Origin of the sequence: Luteolibacter sp. Populi (assembly GCF_040801775.1) — a bacterium.
Taxonomy (GTDB): Bacteria; Verrucomicrobiota; Verrucomicrobiia; order Verrucomicrobiales; family Akkermansiaceae; genus Haloferula.
This window is the reverse complement of record NZ_CP161812.1, coordinates 3,856,617-3,873,689: the sequence shown is the minus strand read 5'-3', so window position 1 is coordinate 3,873,689 and position 17,073 is coordinate 3,856,617. Positions and strand designations below refer to the sequence as shown.

Annotated in this window: 17 protein-coding genes; 11 read left to right on the top strand and 6 right to left on the bottom strand. The window is 64.4% G+C overall.

Annotated elements, in window-relative coordinates; genetic code table 11:
* Window positions 1-178: 178 nt before the first annotated feature.
* Window positions 179-955: a class I SAM-dependent methyltransferase gene (locus ABWK72_RS15835; RefSeq protein WP_367870541.1), complete on the bottom strand. Its 777-nt coding sequence runs from the start codon at window positions 953-955 to the stop codon at window positions 179-181.
* A gap of 175 nt (window positions 956-1,130) precedes the next feature.
* Here ABWK72_RS15835 and ABWK72_RS15830 point away from each other — a divergent pair, with 175 nt between their 5' ends.
* From ABWK72_RS15830 to ABWK72_RS15810, 5 genes are all read left to right on the top strand, one after another.
* Entirely contained in the window at window positions 1,131-2,654 is a 1,524-nt protein-coding gene (locus tag ABWK72_RS15830; RefSeq protein WP_367870540.1) for a tryptophan 7-halogenase, read from the top strand.
* 13 nt (window positions 2,655-2,667) lie between these two features.
* A complete protein-coding gene (locus ABWK72_RS15825) occupies window positions 2,668-4,176 on the top strand; it encodes a tryptophan 7-halogenase (RefSeq protein WP_367870539.1) in 1,509 nt (502 codons plus the stop codon).
* 31 nt (window positions 4,177-4,207) lie between these two features.
* The gene (locus ABWK72_RS15820) at window positions 4,208-4,570 is read left to right on the top strand and encodes a hypothetical protein (RefSeq protein ID WP_367870538.1); all 363 of its coding nucleotides are present in this window, start codon (window positions 4,208-4,210) and stop codon (window positions 4,568-4,570) included.
* A 45-nt stretch (window positions 4,571-4,615) separates the two neighbouring features.
* Complete coding sequence (alr, locus tag ABWK72_RS15815) at window positions 4,616-5,713, top strand: alanine racemase (protein ID WP_367870537.1); 1,098 nt, start codon at window positions 4,616-4,618, stop codon at window positions 5,711-5,713.
* A 238-nt stretch (window positions 5,714-5,951) separates the two neighbouring features.
* On the top strand, window positions 5,952-6,479 hold the full coding sequence (locus tag ABWK72_RS15810; RefSeq protein ID WP_367870536.1) for a glutathione peroxidase: 528 nt from the start codon (window positions 5,952-5,954) through the stop codon (window positions 6,477-6,479).
* A gap of 14 nt (window positions 6,480-6,493) precedes the next feature.
* Here the strand turns inward: ABWK72_RS15810 and ABWK72_RS15805 are convergent, their stop codons facing one another.
* A complete protein-coding gene (locus tag ABWK72_RS15805; RefSeq protein ID WP_367870535.1) occupies window positions 6,494-7,156 on the bottom strand; it encodes a GntR family transcriptional regulator in 663 nt (220 codons plus the stop codon).
* A 106-nt stretch (window positions 7,157-7,262) separates the two neighbouring features.
* Between ABWK72_RS15805 and madL the strand changes: the two genes are divergently transcribed.
* Genes madL through ABWK72_RS15790 form a run of 3 tightly spaced genes read left to right on the top strand, consistent with a single transcriptional unit; the run spans window position 7,263 to window position 9,885 of the window.
* A complete protein-coding gene (madL, locus tag ABWK72_RS15800; RefSeq protein WP_367870534.1) occupies window positions 7,263-7,646 on the top strand; it encodes a malonate transporter subunit MadL in 384 nt (127 codons plus the stop codon).
* A complete protein-coding gene (madM, locus tag ABWK72_RS15795; RefSeq protein ID WP_367870533.1) occupies window positions 7,643-8,404 on the top strand; it encodes a malonate transporter subunit MadM in 762 nt (253 codons plus the stop codon). Before madL ends, madM begins: the two co-directional genes overlap by 4 nt.
* 5 nt (window positions 8,405-8,409) lie before the next feature.
* Complete coding sequence (locus tag ABWK72_RS15790; RefSeq protein ID WP_367870532.1) at window positions 8,410-9,885, top strand: acyl-CoA synthetase; 1,476 nt, start codon at window positions 8,410-8,412, stop codon at window positions 9,883-9,885.
* Window positions 9,886-9,938: 53 nt separating this feature from the next.
* Here the strand turns inward: ABWK72_RS15790 and ABWK72_RS15785 are convergent, their stop codons facing one another.
* Window positions 9,939-10,781 (bottom strand): endonuclease/exonuclease/phosphatase family protein, encoded by an 843-nt coding sequence (locus ABWK72_RS15785; RefSeq protein ID WP_367870531.1) that lies wholly within the window; start codon window positions 10,779-10,781, stop codon window positions 9,939-9,941.
* An 86-nt stretch (window positions 10,782-10,867) separates the two neighbouring features.
* Here ABWK72_RS15785 and ABWK72_RS15780 point away from each other — a divergent pair, with 86 nt between their 5' ends.
* Window positions 10,868-11,650 (top strand): carbohydrate-binding family 9-like protein, encoded by a 783-nt coding sequence (locus ABWK72_RS15780; RefSeq protein WP_367870530.1) that lies wholly within the window; start codon window positions 10,868-10,870, stop codon window positions 11,648-11,650.
* A gap of 51 nt (window positions 11,651-11,701) precedes the next feature.
* Window positions 11,702-13,177 (top strand): C25 family cysteine peptidase, encoded by a 1,476-nt coding sequence (locus ABWK72_RS15775; RefSeq protein WP_367870529.1) that lies wholly within the window; start codon window positions 11,702-11,704, stop codon window positions 13,175-13,177.
* Window positions 13,178-13,190: 13 nt separating this feature from the next.
* On the opposite strand, the gene ABWK72_RS15770 is transcribed toward ABWK72_RS15775, so the two are convergent.
* Both ABWK72_RS15770 and ABWK72_RS15765 read right to left on the bottom strand, forming a co-directional pair.
* The gene (locus ABWK72_RS15770; protein WP_367870528.1) at window positions 13,191-13,703 is read right to left on the bottom strand and encodes an ankyrin repeat domain-containing protein; all 513 of its coding nucleotides are present in this window, start codon (window positions 13,701-13,703) and stop codon (window positions 13,191-13,193) included.
* Between the two features lie 70 nt (window positions 13,704-13,773).
* Window positions 13,774-15,252, bottom strand: a complete 1,479-nt coding sequence (locus tag ABWK72_RS15765) for a catalase (protein ID WP_367870527.1) — start codon at window positions 15,250-15,252, stop codon at window positions 13,774-13,776.
* A gap of 107 nt (window positions 15,253-15,359) precedes the next feature.
* Between ABWK72_RS15765 and ABWK72_RS15760 the strand changes: the two genes are divergently transcribed.
* Window positions 15,360-16,241, top strand: a complete 882-nt coding sequence (locus ABWK72_RS15760; protein WP_367870526.1) for a LysR family transcriptional regulator — start codon at window positions 15,360-15,362, stop codon at window positions 16,239-16,241.
* A 125-nt stretch (window positions 16,242-16,366) separates the two neighbouring features.
* Here ABWK72_RS15760 and ABWK72_RS15755 read toward each other — a convergent pair whose 3' ends face one another.
* The gene (locus tag ABWK72_RS15755) at window positions 16,367-17,014 is read right to left on the bottom strand and encodes an SDR family NAD(P)-dependent oxidoreductase (RefSeq protein ID WP_367870525.1); all 648 of its coding nucleotides are present in this window, start codon (window positions 17,012-17,014) and stop codon (window positions 16,367-16,369) included.
* Window positions 17,015-17,073: the final 59 nt, after the last annotated feature.

The window sequence follows — 17,073 nt, the reverse complement described above, 5'->3', positions numbered from 1 at the left end:
AACCACCAGTCCCGACAGTCCCAGTTTTGAAGGAGAAGCCCCCACCCGGTCTTCTGAGCGGACGAAGCACAAGAGCGGCAATCAATCCGGTTTCGAGGCTGCTCACACTGGACTGCCGCGGCGAGTGGTGAGTCAGTCGCGCAGGCTTGGTCCGCTCGCAGGATCGGGGGAGCTAAAGCTACTTCACCGCAAGCAAGCTGATCCGCTGCCAGGACCAGCGGATCGGGCCGTCATCCGTTTGGAGCGCCATGGCCTCCCGCACATGGGGACTTGCGCCGCGGATCAGGTCCTGCACCTTCTGCCGATTTTCCGGGGAAGTCGCCGCCGCGTCGAAATATTCCAGATTCGGCTGCGCCATCGGCTGGAGTTCGGCATGCAGCAGGTCGAAGCCCGCTTCACGGATGATCCGCGACCAGGTAGGCCGATCGAGCAACCGCCCGTGCGAGGGATCTCTCAGCTTCTCGATCTGGTGCAGCCACTCCGCCGTCTCGGGATCCTCGTCCGGCAGGCTGCCGTCGATCACCATCAGGTAGCCGCCCTTCTCCAGAACGCGATGGCATTCACGGACAAATCCCGCCACGTCGCTGAAATGGTGCGGAGCCACCCGGCAGGAGACCAAGCGGAACGAGGCGTCGGGGAAGGGGATCTCCTCTGCCGGGAACAGGGCGGTCTCGGTCTGGAAGCCTTCCGCCGCCAGCAGTCGCGCGGCATTTTCCAGCATCGCCGGGGCCAGATCGCCCAGCACCGGCTGGTAACCCGCCTTGGCGAGGGCCAGTGCGGTGTGGCCGCCGCCGGTTGCGACGTCCAGCACGCGGCCATGGCGTTCCGGTAGCGGGATCCGGTCGAGCAGGGCGGAGACGTCGCGGGTGTCCGCCAGAATGTGCTGTTTGCCGTAGTTGGCGGCCTGCCGGTCGAATTGGGCCGCGGACCGCTGCTGCTGGGAATCGAGCGCCATAACGGCGGGACACTGCTCCCCGCCGGGTCGCCGCGCAAGTTGCCTTCCGCCACCCCCACCGAAGTGGTAGCCGAAACGAGCTTTACCCAATCCCCCAATCCCCCAATCTCCAATTTCCTTCCCACTCTTCCCCCTTGATGCGGCGCGCTGCTTCCGCTGGCATGGGGATCCGCCCATGGTCTCTCTCCCGGAAAATGAATCCTCTGCCCCCGCGGCAGTCCGCCGCGTGCTCGTGCTCGGTGGCGGCAGCGCGGGTCTCCTTGCCGCGCTCACGCTCAAGCGGCTTCATCCGCTGCTGGAGGTGTCGCTCGTCTACAGCTCGGAGATCGGCGTGATCGGGGTAGGGGAGGGGACCACGGCGGTATTTCCCGCGCATCTCTTCGAGACCCTCGGCATCTCCAAGGAAGAATTCTATGCCGGGGCCCAGCCGACCTGGAAGCAGGGCATCCGCTTCCTGTGGGGCCCGCGGGAGGAGTTCTTCTACGACTTCGAATTCCAGTACGACCAGCGCTTCGAGGGCTTGCCGAAGGCCAACGGTTTCTATGCCGCCTCGGATTGCCGCGATCTCTCGCAGGCCGGCGCGCTGATGGCGCGCAGCAGGGCCTTCACCACCGGCCCGCTGGGCAGGCCGGTGATCAAGGGCCAATACGCCTTCCACATCGAGAACCACCGGCTCGTCTCCTGCCTGGAGGGGATCGCCCGGCGCTCGGGTATCATCATGGAGGATGATACCTTGGACCGCGCCGAGACCGCCGATGGCAAGGTCACCGCGCTGCATTTCAAGAGCGGCGCGACGCGCACGGCCGATCTCTATGTCGATGCCTCCGGCTTCCGCGCCGAGCTGATCGGCAAGGCCCTCAACGAATCCTTCAAAAGTTTTTCCGACGCGCTCTTCTGCGATCGCGCGGTCATCGGCGGCTGGCAACGCACGGACGAACCGATCGAGCCCTACACTACCGCCGAGACCATGGATCACGGCTGGTGCTGGCAGATCGAGCACGAGACCGTCATCAACCGCGGCTACGTCTACTCCAGCAAGTTCGTCTCCGACGAGGAAGCCCAGGCCGAGCTGCTGGCGAAGAACCCGAAAATCTCGACCGAACCGCGCGTGGTGAAATTCCGCAGCGGCCGCTACGAACGGAGCTGGGTGGGGAATGTGGTCGCGGTCGGCAATGCCTCCGGCTTCGTCGAACCGTTGGAAGCCACCGCACTGGCGCAGGTCATCTACGAATCCCGCTGGCTCGCGGAATCGCTGCGCCAGACCGGTCTCCGGCCGGATGAAACGATGATCGCGGGCTTCAACAGCATCGTCGCGATCGCATGGGACGAGATCCGCGACTTCCTCGCCTATCACTACAAGTTCAACACCCGCCGCGATACGCCCTTCTGGCAGCACTGCCGCGCGGCGACCAGCCTTGGCAATTACGCCGATCTCCACGCCCTCTATGAGGAAGTGGGCCCGAACCCGATGCTGCTGATCCAGGCGCTCCCCGCGCGGCCGAATATTTACGGCGTGGAAGGCTTCCTCGCCATGCTGGTCGGCATGCAGGTCCCGCACCGCTCCCAGTATCAGCCCTCGCCGGAAGAATTCGCCGTCTTCCAGCGCCACCGCGACAAGCTCGCCGGACAGGCGAAGGGCGGCGTGAACGTGCGCCAGGCGCTCGATGCGATCCGCCGTCCTTCCTGGCAATGGACCTGAACCTCTCTTTCTCATGAATCCCTCTCCCGTCCGCCAGGTCGTCGTCGTCGGCTCCGGCACCGATGCCCTGCTCGTCGCCGCCACCCTCAAGCGCCAGCTCCCCGGTCTCGGCGTCACCCTGCTCCGCGATCCGGATGCTCCGGCCCCCGATCCCGCCGGTGAAAGCACGACCCCAGCCGTCATCCAGCAGCTCTGCACGGTGCTCGGCCTCCAGGGATCGGACATCCATCTCCACGCCCGTCCGGTTTGGACTCTCGGCTACAAATGCCTGTGGGGTGCCCGCGGATCTTTCTATCGCTCTTTTGATCAAAGCCTTACCCAAGGCATCCCCGGCTTCCGCACCGAGCCCGGCTTCCTTTTCGCCGACGGTCCTATGGACTCCGGCCTGCTCCCCGTCGCGCTGATGGCCGCCGGCAAGCTCTTCCCGAAGGACGGCGCGAACTCCTTCAAGCCAATCGAGAACCTCACCGGTTTGAATTTCCGCATGGAGTTGCTGGATGCGCTCCTGCTGCGGGCCTGTAAGTCGCTCGGCTTGGTGATGAAGAGCGGCAAGATTGCAGCCTTCGATCATGGCGAGAAGGAGCTGCGGCTCGAAGATGGCAGCAGCTTGACCGCGGACCTCTTCCTGGATGCCGGCGGCAGCGCCCGGCCCTTGGCGAGTCTGGCGGGGAATACCGGGTGGATCTCGTATGCAGATGCCTCGCCCTGCACCCGCGCGGCAACCTTGCGGCGGCGGCGCGGCAGCGAGCCGATCCGTCCTTATACGACGCTGGAGACCCAGGAAAACGGTTGGCGTTGGCGCACCGAGCACGATGACTCGATCGGCCTTGGCCTGGCGTGGAACCCGGATTTCCTGGGGGAGGATGAAGCCTGCGCCCAACTTCTAGCGAAGGCCGATGATGCTTCGTTGACGCCGCTGGTCCACCACTGGAATCCCGGCCGCTTGGCCGCGGCATGGCAGGGTCCGGTGCTTGCCATCGGCGATGCCGGCGGCTTCCTGCCGCCCCTGGCCTCGCTGCGCATGGGGATGCTCGCGCTCCAGATCAACTGGCTGATGCGACTGCTCGCGGAGACCGATGGCAACGTGGGCGAGGCGTGCCGCGGCAATTACAACAAGGTCGTGGGCGAGGCATGGGACGAGTGCCGCGACTTCCACGCCATCCACTACCGCTTCAACACCGCCTCCGATTCGCCTTTCTGGGAAATGGCGCGTGCGACCGCGGTGCCGCAATCCTGTGCCGCCTTGGTGGATCTCTATCAGAGCATCGGCCCGGCGCACCTGCTCTCGAACTTCCTGCCCACTTGGCCGGGGGCGGTCGGGATTGATTCCTGGATCGCGACCCTGCTCGGCCTGGGCGTGCCGTTCCGGCATCATCCCGAGATCCCGGCAGAGGAGAAGAAGGCTTGGGAATCCATCTGCGAGCAGCGCCGAGCCGTGGCCAAGCAGGCGGTTGCGCCGGAGCTTTGCATCGGTGCCGCGCGGCGCTCGATGAAGCCGGAGCCGCGGGTCGCGTTTCCTTGATGGGGTCCGCCGGTTGCGCTTTGTTGATAGGATGAATGCGCCGGAACCCTATCGTCCGGAGAAGCGCGGTCCTGCGGACTTGGCGCAGCGCTGTTTGGTGATCATTCCGTTGCTTGTGCCGGGGATTGCCTTGGCGGGTCTGTATTCGGCCCTAACCGGCGCTTTGCCTATACCGACGGCGCTCGCTGGCGTGCTTCCATGGGGCTTGGGGATAGGTTTCGTGCTGCTGCTAATCGGCTGCTGTGCCTTCGCGGGACGGATGGCGACGGGTGATGCGGAGGCGCGATGGCGCCGGCAAGATTGGCTGGAAGCGGTCGTCACGGCGGGTTTGCTCCAGATCGTCATCGCGCCGATCGTGGCAGGGATACTGATCGTTTTCTTTTTGAGGCGTTGAACGGCACTCTTGCCCGGAGCGGTCGCGCCGGGTTTGCTCGCCGCCGTGAACCCACCACCTTCACCGCCCCGCGCCTGGGCGGAGATCGATCTATCCGCCATCCGTGAGAATCTGCGCACCGCGCGTGAAGCCGCCGGCTGCGAGGTGATGGCCGTGGTCAAGGCCGGGGCCTATGGGCACGGCTTGGAAGAGATCGCGCGCACCTTGGCGGAGGAAGAAATCGCTTTCTTCGGCGTCGCGAATGTCGGCGAGGCGCGGCGGATCGCGGAAGCGGGCGTGGCGACGCGGATCTATTTGCTCGGTGCCACCTGGGCCGAGGAGCGGGCGGAGATTGTCGCCCGCGGCTGGACGCCCTGCATTTCCTCGCTCGATGAAGCGCGGCATTTCAACGACCTCGCCTTCATGCGCAGCGCCCGCTTGAAGGTGCATCTCTCGGTGGACACGGGGATGGGCCGCGGCGGTTTCGTGGCCGAAGGTTTGGCGGCGATCGTGGAGGAATTGAAGGGACTCGGGAGCTTGGAGATCGAGGGCATCGGCTCGCACCTCTCCTCCGCGGATGAGGATGAGGAATTCACCCGCGGGCAGATGGCGAAGTACGAGGAGATCCTCGGCGCGCTGGGCGGTCCGGAGCGCTTCCGCTGGCGGCACCTTTCCAATAGCGCGGGGCTGATGGGCTATGCGCGGGAGCACTGCAACCTCGCGCGCCCCGGGCTGATGCTTTACGGGGTTTCGCCTTTGCAGGGCCACCCGCTGCGGCTGCGGAATGTGATGAGCCTGAAGTCGCGCGTGACCTTGGTCCGCACGCTGCCCGCCGGCCACGGCATCTCCTACGGCCGGGCTTTCGTGACCACCAAGCCGACGCGGGTCGCGACGATAGGGATCGGCTACGGCGACGGCTATCCGCGGCATGTTTCAGGGAATGGCGCGGAGGTTTTCATTCGTGGCCGGCGCTTCCCGCTGCTGGGGCGGGTGACCATGGACCAGCTGATGGTGGATGTTACCGGTAGCGAGGTCGACGAAGGCGACGAGGTCGAGATGTTCGGGCCGAATATCCGGGTGGAAGAGGTTGCGGCGAAAGCGGATACGATCGCGTGGGAGATTCTTACCGGGATCACGCCGCGGGTGGTGCGGGTGTATGCCTGAAGGTGGCCCGCACAGTCATCTGCGCGGTGGAGTGGTTGTCCGCGGCCGGCTACATCTGCGGATCGTGTCGAGTAGCGGGCTGCCGGGGACCATTCGGCCGCACAGAGGACTGCCCCGTCATGAGAAAGGCAAAGTCCGGGGCTATCTCCGGCTGCGCCTCCGGTTGTGCGGACCACCTTTCAAGGCACTTTGGAATATCCCGCAAGCTATCTTCTCCTACCGCCGTATTCTTACCGTCATGCGCCAACTTCTCGCCTCCCTCGTGCTCTTCGCTACCGCCGCTGCGGCGGATCTGACGACCATCCCCTTCAAAACGATCACCGGCAAGGAGACCAGCCTGGCCGATTACAAGGGCAAGGTCGTGCTCGTCGTCAACACCGCCTCGAAGTGCGGACTTACCCCGCAGTATGCGGCGCTCGAAACGATATACGACAAGTACCGTAGGAAGGACTTCGTGGTCCTCGCTTTCCCCTGCAACGACTTCAACGGTCAGGAGCCCGGGACCGAGAAAGAGATCAAGGAGTTCTGCAAGGACAAGTTCGACATCAGCTTCCCGCTGATGGAGAAGGTCCACGTCAAGGGTGCCGAGCAGCATCCGCTCTACGCTGCCCTCAGCGGCAAGGAAGGGGCCTTCCCCGGCGACGTCTCTTGGAACTTCGGCAAGTTCCTGATCGGGAAGGACGGCAAGCCCTTGGCGCGATTCGAGCCGAAGACCACGCCGGACAGCCCGGAGGTCACGGAAGCGATCGAGAAGGCGCTGAAGTAAGCCGCGCCCCTGACTCAGGCCTTGGCGGCGGACTTCTCGTAGCTCGAAAGCAAGTCGTGGAATTTCTCACCCTGCACGGTCACGTGGCTGCGCAGGGTGCTGGCGGCGGTATCCGCATCACCCGCTTCCAGCGATTTGAGGATGGCGGCATGCTCTTGCATGGATTGCTTCATCCGTCCGCGCGCGCGGAGCTGCATGCGGCGGAAGGGGCGCAAGCGCTTTTGGAGGCGCTTCGCCTCGGCTGCCAGGAAGTTGTTGCCGGCGGCCTTGTAGATGAGTTGGTGGAACTCCTCGTTGCGGTGGTAGTAGGCATCCGGATCCTGCTTCTCGAGAGCTTGCTCGCAGGCCCGGGCGGTCATGGAAATTTCGACCAACTCCCCCGGTGAAATCCGGCGCGCGGCGAGACGCCCGCACAGGGCTTCCAGCTCCGCCATCACCTCGAACATCTCCACCAGCTCGACGATTCCCGGGTGGCGGACGAAGGCACCGCGCCGTGGGATCAGCTCGACGAGCCCGGAGCCCGAGAGCATCCGCAAGGCTTCGCGCAGGGGCGTGCGCGAGACGCCGAAACGCGCGGCCAGCTTCACCTCGTCGAGGCGTTCGCCGTCCACGAATTCACCTTCCACGATTCGTTGTTCGATGGTTTCCCGGATTTCGTCGGCACTGCGGCTCGCCATGGCGGCGGCATACTAGACCGGAAGATGCTGTCATCCAGACACCATTTGGATTGTATACAAAAAATCCTCGCGGTATGGGTCGAGGCCCGTCCGAAACCGATCCGGCATGACCATTTACGGAACCGCCCTTTTGTCCTTTTGCCTCCTCATCGGCCTGCTGGTGGGGAAACTGCTCGGCTTGATGCTGGGCATGGACGGGAATATCGGCGGCGTGGGGATCGCGATGTTGCTGCTGATCCTGCTGACGGACCGCTTGAAGAGGGAGGGTTCGCTGCCCGAGGCGAGCGAGTCGGGGATCCTGTTTTGGAGTTCGATTTACATTCCGGTGATCGTGGCGATGGCCGCTTCGCAGAATGTCCGCGGGGCGCTTCACGGCGGGCCGGCGGCGCTGCTTGCCGGGGTGCTGGCGACCATCGCTTGCTGTGCGCTGGTGCCGGTCTTCGCCCGCATCGGCCGGCCGGGCGATGACGATTCCTCCTCCGCGCAATGATCGAATTCATCGAGCCGCTACTAATCGAGTACTCGTTGATCACCGCCTTCGCGGTGATCGGGCTGCTGGTGTGGATCTCCTATGTTCTCTCCGGTCGCTTGACCCGGGGGCGGATTCATGGTTCCGCGATCGCCATCTTGATCGGCCTGGTGCTGGCTTACTTCGGCGGGCTGGAGACGGATGGGAAACGGGGTATCGCCGATATCCCGGTTTTTGCAGGGGTCGGCCTGATGGGCGGGGCGATGCTGCGCGACTTCGCGATCGTGGCCACGGCCATGGGGGTGCATCTCGGGGAGCTGCGCCGGACCGGGATGGTCGGGGTGCTGTCGCTCTTCACCGGGATCTTCGTTTCGTTCTTCTTCGGTGCCTGCGTCGCCTATGCCTTCGGTTACCGGGACGCGGTGAGCCTCACCACGCTGGGTGCCGGGGCGGCGACCTTCATCGTCGGGCCGGTCACGGGCACCGCCTTGGGCGCGAGTTCGGAGATCATCGCGCTGAGCGTCGCCGCCGGCCTGGTGAAGTCGATCATGGTGATGGTGGGAACGCCCTTTGTGGCGCGCTTCATCGGGCTCGACAATCCGCGCACCGCGCTGATCTTCGGCGGGCTGATGGGGACCACCAGCGGGGTGGCCGGAGGGCTCGCTGCGACCGATCCGAAGCTGGTACCCTACGGTGCGATGACTGCCACTTTCTACACCGGGCTGGGCTGTTTGCTCGGGCCATCCGTGATGTATTTCCTGATCCGATTGATTGCTTGAGAGAGATGTTAGAACTGCCGCTCATCGCCCGCGCCCGTATTCATGGAGATCGCCGTGCCCTGAGCATTGCGGGAGTTTTCCACAGCTACGCCGACCTCCTTGAAGCCTCCGGGAGAATCGCCGCGGCGCTCCTCGGCGGTCGTGGTGATCTGGAAGAAGCGCGGGTTGCTTTCATGGTGCCCGCGGGTTTCGAATACGTGGCGATCCAGTGGGGCATCTGGCGTGCGGGCGGGATTGCGGTGCCGCTTTCTTCCCAAGCCACGGCACCGGAGTTGGAGCATGCGCTCGGAGATTCCGCTGCTGCGATGATCGTGGCGACAAGCGACCTCGCGGAGCGTTTCGCAAGCCATGGACGTCCCGTCCTTCTCGCGGAGGAGACTCTAACATGCGAACCCAGCGGGCTCCCGGAGATCGGTTCCGCGCGGCGGGCGATGATCCTCTACACCAGCGGTACGACCAGCAAGCCGAAGGGGGTCGTGAGCACTCATGCGATGCTTCAGGCGCAGGTCGAAGCGCTCGTGGAAGCATGGGAGTGGAAGGCTGACGACGGCATCCCGCTTTTCCTGCCGCTGCATCACATCCATGGCATCGTGAACGTGCTGTGCTGTGCCTTGTGGTCCGGTGCGATGGTGGATGTGTTCCCACGCTTCGATGTCGAAGCCGTGCTGCCGCGCGTGGCAGCGGGCGACTACACGCTCTTCATGGCGGTGCCGACCATCTACGCGAAGCTGGCCGGGCTCCTGGAAGCGGAAGGGAGTGAGTATGCCGCCACCTTGAAAGGCTTCGCGGACATGCGGCTGATGGTCTCGGGCTCCGCGGCCTTGCCAGCGAGCCTGCATCGCAAGTGGGCCGATCTAACGGGTCAGAGCCTGCTGGAGCGCTACGGCATGACCGAGACCGGGATGATCCTTTCGAATCCGCTGCGCGGCGAGCGCCGGAGCGGCAGTGTGGGCCAGCCCTTGCCAGGAGTGGAGGTGCGGCTTCGCAACGAGGACGGAGAGACGATCGAATCCGAAGGCGAACCCGGTGAAGTCCAGGTCCGGGGTCCGGCGGTCTTCCGTGAATATTGGAACTCGCCCGGAGTCACTGGCGAATCCTTCGAAGACGGCTGGTTCCGCACTGGCGACATGGCGCTGCGTGAGGGCGGCTATTATCGCATTCTCGGCAGGCTGTCCGTGGACATCATCAAGAGCGGCGGCTACAAGCTATCGGCCTTGGAGATCGAGGCGGCGCTGCTTGATCATCCGTCCATCCGCGAGTGTGCGGTGGTGGGACTTGAAGATGAGACCTGGGGCGAAACCGTCGCGGTGGCCGCCGTGCTGGAAGAGGATCTGAGGATCGAGGACCTGCAGCTTTGGGGGAAGGACCGCCTCTCGCCGTATAAGCTGCCGCGCCGTCTCCTGCGCGTGGATAGCTTGCCGCGGAATGCGATGGGGAAGGTATCGAAGCGCGAGGTAGGAGCGCTTTTCGAGGGGCCTTAGCGGCAGACCGGGTTCAGGGCGTCTAAGAAGGGGCGGAGCGGGCGCTTCGTGGCTTACCACTCCACGGTCGCCCGCACCGGGAAGTGATCCGAGGGGAAGTTGCCGTTGAGTGAACTCTTCACGATCACCGATTCCAGCCCTTTCAAGTCCGGCGTGGCATAGATGAAATCGATCCGCGAGCGGTTCGTCGCACCGGTGAATTCATGAAAGGTTCCCGACTCCTCCGGGGGCACGGCGGCGTTCAGCGATTTCCAGATGTCGAGCAGGCCGGTGGACTTGATGGAGGCGTGCAGCGGGTCTTCGTCGGACGCGTTGAAGTCACCTGTTAGAATGACGGGTCCTTGCGGCTTGCGCTGCGCGATGCGGGCGAGGATCAGCTCGGTGCCTTTTTGCCGCGCCACTTCGGAGGCGTGGTCGAGGTGGGTGTTGAAGAAATGGAAGGTCCGCTTGGTCTCGCGGTCGTAGAGTTTCGCCCAGGTGCAGATGCGGGTGACCGTATTGCCCCAGGTGCAGGAATTGCAGATCTCCGGCGTGTCGGAGAGCCAGAAGGTGCCGGATTCCTGGATGCGGAAGCGATCGGCCTTCACCAGTAGCGCGGCGTATTCGCCCTGATCGATACCGTCTTCGCGACCGACCCCGACCACCGCATAGCCGGGGAGTCGCCCGGCTAGATCGTTCATCATTTGCGGCAGGCCTTCCTGGATGCCCACTATGTCCGCGGCATCGCTCTTGATCAGCTCCGCGGCTTGATCGCGGCGGGCGGTCCAGGCGCGCTCGCCCTTGTCGCCGGAGGTGATGTAGCGCAGGTTGTAGCTCAGGACGCGCAGCGGTTTCGCCTCCGCCAGGGCACCGGCCAGCATGCCCGTCACGACGCAGGCCAAGGTTTTCAAGCTCATGTCCGGGAGACTGCGAATGCGGCGCAGGCCCGTCGAATCGAAACTTCCGGATTGCCCCGGCGGCGAGGCGTCCGGAGTCTGCGGTCATGCGCATGCTCTTGGTGCTTCCCCTCCTCGCCCGTGCGGTGGCCGCGCCGCTGACCTACGAGTGCCCGCGTTCGGAGCAGGCACCCGTGGTCGATGGCGACCTTTCCGATGCCGCTTGGCAGAAGGCTCCCTGGACCGCCGACTTCATCGACATCCGCGGCAAGGATGAACCCGCGCCGCGCTTCCGGACCCGCGCCAGGATGCTCTGGACCGTCGAGGGCCTCTTCGTCTGCGCCGATCTGGCCGAGCCGCATGTGTGTGCCACGCTGACCGAGAAGAACGCGATCATCTTCCACGACAACGACTTCGAGATCTTCCTCGATCCCGACGGCGACACACTCAACTACTACGAATTCGAGATCAACGCGCTCGGCACCATCTGGGAACTCACCCTCGACAAGCCCTACTCGAGAGGCGGAACGGCGGTCCACGGCACCAACCTGCCCGGCCTGAAGAGCGCCGTGAAAGTCCAAGGCACGCTCAACGATGCCACCGACACGGACACGGGCTGGAGCGTCGAAGTCTTCCTGCCGTGGAAAGACCTCGCCAAGCACCAGGGCAGCGTGGCCTCCCCGCCGAAGCCCGGCGATACGTGGCGGATCAACTTCTCCCGGGTCGAGTGGAAGCATCTCGTGAAAGCCGGCAAGTATGTCCGCATTCCGGAGCATGGCGCGAAGATCCCCGAAGGAAGCCACCCCGAGGACAATTGGGTGTGGAGCCCGCAGGGCGAGATTAACATGCACCTGCCGGAGAAGTGGGGGAATCTGAAGTTCACCGAGTGATGCCAGCGATTTTGGCGGATTTTCCCGGCCAATCCGCATAGGACTCATGGAATGATCCGCTCGATCCTCGCATCACTCGTCTTGATGGGATCCGCGATAGCGGCAGACCGGGGCGTGTGGCTGTGCATCGGGCCGGAGAATCTTTTGTTGGCGGCTGCACCGCTTTGCGAACTGCGGGCGGCACAGGGCTGGGAGGTTGAGCGCTCGAGCGCTTCGCCCGCGGAGGCGATCGCCGGCGTGACCGGAAAACCGGCTGCCATCCTGATCCTCGGCGATGATGGCAGCGGGCCTGCTGAGGTTCGTACCGAGCGCCTTCCCTATCATGGCTGGAAGGCGACGCATCCGGCGGAATTCGTGAGCGATGCGGTGCTGGGCGATTTCGACCATGATGGCGTTCCTGAGATCCCGGTGGGGCGCATCCCGGCGCGGACACCTGTGGAGCTTGCGCCGGTGGTCGGCAAGATCATCACGTGGGAGAAACGCGTGCCTTCACCCTCGGACCTGACGATTCCGGTGTGGGCTGGCGACCCGGGTTTCAACAAGATCGGGGGGGTCATGACCCGGGTCTCGCTGCCCTTTTTGATGGGCCGCTTACGCAAGGAGGCTCCGCCGTGGGCTGGCTTCTGGCTGCTCCACTCCGCGGTGAACAGTCCCTTCTGCGGCTGGCCGGAGGAGAGTGCGGCGACTTTCAACCGCCGCCTCGCGGAGGGCTCGCTCTTCAGCGCGATGATCGGCCATGGCCGCACGGATTCCTGGTGGATCATGAATCGGCTCCGCTACCGTGCCGCCGATGCGCGTGCGATGACGACCCCCGCGCCGGCCGCGCCGCACATCGTCTTCGCTTGCAAGTGCGGGGCCTTCGCCGATCCCAAGATCCGCTGCCTGGGCGAGGAGCTGCTCTTCGCCCCCGGCGGGCCGGTGGCCTGCATTGCGGCCTCGGTGGACTCGCACCCGCTCACGAACTACTATGGATCCACGAGTTTGCTGCGCGATTTGAACGGCACGACCGCCGATAGCCTCGGCGGATTGTGGGTGGAGTCGATCCGCAAGGCCCATGCGACGCGCGAGCCGCTGAAGGAGCTGCTCGTCTCGAGCCTGGAGCCCTTCGTGATCGGGAAGCGCAACCGCGTGAAGGACCTCAAGGCCGACCACCTGCTGATCTACAATCTGCTCGGCGATCCCGCCACCCGCCTCTTTCTGCCGCGCCCCTTGGAGGCCATTGTTACCCGCAGTGGCGAGGGCTGGGAATGGGCGGTGAAAAAACCCGCCGGCTTGCCGACAGACGCGAGGCTGATCGTGCAACACCGCGCCCCTCTGCCTTCGTTCAAGCTTGGACTACCCGCGGAGGATCCCGGGGCGGCGTTCAAGACATTGGAAGAAGCGAATGCCTCGCTGGACTTCCGGACCTTGGACAAGCTCGATTCGTCCTCGGTGTGGGGCGGCACGCTGAGCGAGCCCGGAACTCTCCGCCTCTGCCTGACCGGAGGACATGAGTTGCTCGTGCACGCTGTCAATCTGGCACCTTGAGAGACCGCCCTGTTTACCTGCCTGCGGCGATCGGCTGCTTGCGAAAGAATAGAATCCGCGGAATCGACATCACCCGCGCCAGCCAGCCGAGGGACGACTTCCGCCAGCCTTGTTTCGCCGCGCTGGCTTCGAGTAGCTTAACCATCTCCAAGTGCCCGAACATCGCGGCGAACATTACCGGCGTGCGTCCGCCGCCTTGATCGGCCACGGGATCCGCACCCGCATCGAGAAGCAGGCGCGCGACTTCCAGATGCCCCTTGAAGGCGACTCCCGCGAGGGGTGTCTGGTTGCGGTCGTTGCGCTCGTCCACCGCGGCATCGCGCCGCAGCAGTGCCCACACCGTCTCCGGGTTACCGTGGTAGGCGGCGAGCATCAGCAGCGTGTTGCCCTTTTCATCGCGCAAGTTCACCGGCATCCCGGCTTCCAGCATCGGCTCGAGGGCCTCCAAGTTCCCATGGCGGGCCGCGTCCAAGGCCATCGCTTGCAGCTCGGCATAGCGGCTTTCTTCTTGAGCGCTGAGTGTCATGGGTTTGGAGAAGTTGAGGCGGACGGTTCCAAGATGACCGCCCGCCAAGGTGTCAGATCCTCCCGATGGATCAAGTCAAAGCCGGCTCATTCGGATACGCTCCGCTGGTCTCCCAATCTATCTTGAGCGCCCGCGCCACCCCTGCGGCGTAGGTCGGATCGGCTTTGTGGAAGTGATTGAGCTGGCGATGGACGATCGCTTCGGGCACGCCGTGCATGGCTTCGGCGATGTTGCTGAAGAGCTGCTGCTTCTGCGAGTCGTTCATCAGGCGGAAGAGATTGCCCGGCTGCGTGTAGTCGTCGTTGCCATCGCGGTGGTTCCAGCGGTCGGCATCACCGGAGATCTTGAGCGGCGGCTCGGCGAAGCGGTCGTCCTCCACGGGACCGCCCATCGTATTCGGCTCGTAGTAGGCGTCGCTCGATTGGGGGTTCATGAAGTTCATCGAGCCGTCCATGTGGTAGGTATTCACCGCGCTCTTCGGCTTGTTCACCGGCAGTGCCTCATACCAGGTGCCGATCCGGTAGCGGTGCGCGTCGGCATAGGAGAAGATCCGCGCCTGCAGCATCTTGTCCGGCGAGAAGCTGATGCCGGGCACGATGTTCGAGGGGGAGAAGGCCGACTGCTCGATCTCTTGGAAGTAGTTGGCGGGATTGCGGTTCAGCTCCAGGACGCCGACATCGATCACCGGGTAGTCGGCATGCGGCCAGACCTTGGTGAGGTCGAAGGGATTGAAGGCGCATTTCTCCGCGGCTTCCTCCGCCATCACTTGGATTTGCACCGTCCACTGCGGGAACTCGCCTTTCTCGATGGCCTCGTAGAGGTCGCGTTGCGAGGACTCGCGGTCCTTGGCGATGACCTGCTCGCCTTCGGCATTGGTCATCGTCTTGATGCCTTGGCGGGTCTTGAAGTGGAACTTCACCCAGAAGCGCTCGTTCTTGTCATTGATGAGGGAGTAGGTGTGCGAGCCGTAGCCATTGGTGTGGCGGTAGCTCAGCGGCAGGCCGCGGTCGGACATGAGGATGGTCACCTGGTGCAGGGATTCCGGCGATTGCGACCAGAAGTCCCACATGGCGATCGCGCTGCGCATGTTGGTGCGCGGGTGGCGCTTCTGGGTGTGGATGAAATCCGGGAACTTCAGCGGATCGCGCACGAAGAAGACCGGGGTGTTGTTGCCCACCAGGTCCCAGTTGCCCTCGTCGGTGTAAAACTTTAGCGCCCAACCGCGGACGTCGCGCTCGGCATCGGCCGCGCCGCGCTCGCCGGCCACGGTGGAGAAGCGCAGCAGCATGTCGGTCTTCTTGCCGATGTGGGAGAAGACGGAGGCCTTCGTGTACATCGTGATGTCGTGGGTGATCGTCAGCGTGCCAAAGGCGCCGGAGCCCTTCGCGTGGACGACCCGCTCCGGGATGCGCTCGCGGTTCTGGTGGGCCAGCTTTTCGATGAGCTGGTAGTCCTGCAGGAGCAAAGGTCCGCGCGGTCCGGCGGAGATCGAGTTCTGGTTATCGGCGATCGGATTGCCGCCGGTCGTGGTCATCTGGGGTTTCGCCATGGTAGATGGAGTTTGGGGTTGCAGCGTGCATCGTGACCAATGCCGGGCCATTTGTGAAATCGCGGGTTGAAAACGCAGCCATTCGGATTTCTTATGGCTCGCCGCTTATGGAATTCCGTCAGCTCGAGATCCTCGCCAGTGTCGCCGACTGCGGTTCGCTGACTGCCGCCGCCAAGCGCTGCAATCTTTCCCAGCCTGCCATCAGCCAGCAGATCCAGGCACTGGAGGAAGAAATCGGGGAACCGCTGCTGATCCGCCGCGCGCGGGGCGTGGACCTGACTGCCGCCGGTCGCACGGTGCTGGATTACGCCGGGCGGCTGTTTGCAGAGCGGGACAAGCTGCGCGATGCCTTCACCGACCGCCGCGAATTGCGCCACGGTCGGGTCGCCTTCGGGATCATCCCGACCATCGCGCCTTACCTGCTGCCGCAGTGGCTCGGGCCCTTCCGCGAACGCTACCCGGGCATCTCCATCGCGATCTCGGAATCGCGCACCCAGGAGCTCATCACCCTACTTGTCGAAGGCCGCATCGAATTCGCCATCCTGAGCGATGTCCCGGAGCACGACCGCCAGAAGTGGTCGCTCAAGGTGAAGGAACTCTTCCGCGAGCCGCTGCTGCTCGCCGCGCCTGCGAAGCACCCGCTGGCCCTGCGCAAGGCACCGCCGACGCCCGCCGATCTCAACGCCACCGAGTTGATCCACCTCAAGGGCGGCCACTGTCTCTCCGACCGCACCCTGCGCCTCTGCAAGATCCGCGAGCCCGACCCGGGCCTCCAGTGCGATCAGCTCGGCACCGCGCTCTCGATGGTCGCCTCCGGCCTTGGCGTCACTGTCGTGCCCAAGCTCGCCACGCGGAACCGGGCGATGGATGGCATCGTGCTGCGGCCATTTTCCGGCAAGGGCATGTACCGCTTGATCGCCCTGATGAAGCGCCGCGATGCCAAGGACACACCGGCGGCCGCGGAGTTGTTGAAGCAGCTTTCATCGTAAGGGTGGACGAGGCAGGGGGCCGAAATTCTAACCGCGAAACGACGCGAAACGACGCGAAATTCAGAACAGCCGAAATCCAGGAAGAGCTTCTTCGATCTCCTCTTCCGACCATCAATATTCGGGAACTACCCTACCCGGCTATCGAGCTGGAAAACTTGGCCCGAGGTGTGGGGCATCTTTTCGTGCAGCATCACCATGAAGTTCGCCACCGCCTCCGGTGTGTTGAAGCGACCGAGGACGTGTTCCGACTTCACCTGCTGCAAGCGTTCCGCGCTTAAGGAAGCTGTCATCTTCGTCTCAAGGAAGCCGGGGAGCACCACATTCACACGGATACTTGTCGGGCCGAGTTCCTTGGCCAGTGTCTTACCGAGACCAATCAGGCCAGCCTTCGCGGCGGCGTAGGCGGCTTGGCCGGCAGGCGGGTGGATTGCCGAGTGGCTTGAGATGAAGATGATGTGGCCGCGGCGGGCGCGGATCATATTCCGCGATACGGCGGCGGCGCAGAGGGCGGCTCCGCGGAGGTTTACCGCCAGAACCTCGTCCCAGTCCGTCTCGGTCAGTTTTGGAAGGAGGCCATCGCGGGTGAGGCCGGCGTTGCAGATGAGGAGTCCGGTTTTCCGGTCGCGGAAATAGGCGCGCACGGTCGGGGCATCGCGGACGTCGAGCCCGGTCCGGCCGGGAGCTTCCACGGCGTGTCCGGCAGCGGTGAAGGCGGCGGCGAGGGCATGGCCCAGCCCGCCTTCGCCCCCGGTGATGACCACGTTCTCCTGCACGCGAAAAGGCTGCCGCGGGTGCGACAGCCCGGCAAGCGGCAAGGAGGGTGCCGCCCGCG

Excerpts from the sequence above, each read along its gene's own strand:
- madM (WP_367870533.1), top strand. The coding sequence starts at position 7,643 with ATGATCGAATTCATCGAGCCGCTACTAATCGAGTACTCGTTGATCACC.
- ABWK72_RS15810 (WP_367870536.1), top strand. The coding sequence starts at position 5,952 with ATGCGCCAACTTCTCGCCTCCCTCGTGCTCTTCGCTACCGCCGCTGCG.
- ABWK72_RS15760 (WP_367870526.1), top strand. The coding sequence starts at position 15,360 with ATGGAATTCCGTCAGCTCGAGATCCTCGCCAGTGTCGCCGACTGCGGT.
- ABWK72_RS15835 (WP_367870541.1), bottom strand. The coding sequence starts at position 955 with ATGGCGCTCGATTCCCAGCAGCAGCGGTCCGCGGCCCAATTCGACCGG.
- ABWK72_RS15830 (WP_367870540.1), top strand. The coding sequence starts at position 1,131 with ATGGTCTCTCTCCCGGAAAATGAATCCTCTGCCCCCGCGGCAGTCCGC.
- ABWK72_RS15820 (WP_367870538.1), top strand. The coding sequence starts at position 4,208 with ATGAATGCGCCGGAACCCTATCGTCCGGAGAAGCGCGGTCCTGCGGAC.
- ABWK72_RS15805 (WP_367870535.1), bottom strand. The coding sequence starts at position 7,156 with ATGGCGAGCCGCAGTGCCGACGAAATCCGGGAAACCATCGAACAACGA.
- ABWK72_RS15770 (WP_367870528.1), bottom strand. The coding sequence starts at position 13,703 with ATGACACTCAGCGCTCAAGAAGAAAGCCGCTATGCCGAGCTGCAAGCG.
- ABWK72_RS15825 (WP_367870539.1), top strand. The coding sequence starts at position 2,668 with ATGAATCCCTCTCCCGTCCGCCAGGTCGTCGTCGTCGGCTCCGGCACC.
- ABWK72_RS15780 (WP_367870530.1), top strand. The coding sequence starts at position 10,868 with ATGCGCATGCTCTTGGTGCTTCCCCTCCTCGCCCGTGCGGTGGCCGCG.
- ABWK72_RS15775 (WP_367870529.1), top strand. The coding sequence starts at position 11,702 with ATGATCCGCTCGATCCTCGCATCACTCGTCTTGATGGGATCCGCGATA.
- ABWK72_RS15785 (WP_367870531.1), bottom strand. The coding sequence starts at position 10,781 with ATGAGCTTGAAAACCTTGGCCTGCGTCGTGACGGGCATGCTGGCCGGT.
- ABWK72_RS15790 (WP_367870532.1), top strand. The coding sequence starts at position 8,410 with ATGTTAGAACTGCCGCTCATCGCCCGCGCCCGTATTCATGGAGATCGC.
- madL (WP_367870534.1), top strand. The coding sequence starts at position 7,263 with ATGACCATTTACGGAACCGCCCTTTTGTCCTTTTGCCTCCTCATCGGC.
- ABWK72_RS15765 (WP_367870527.1), bottom strand. The coding sequence starts at position 15,252 with ATGGCGAAACCCCAGATGACCACGACCGGCGGCAATCCGATCGCCGAT.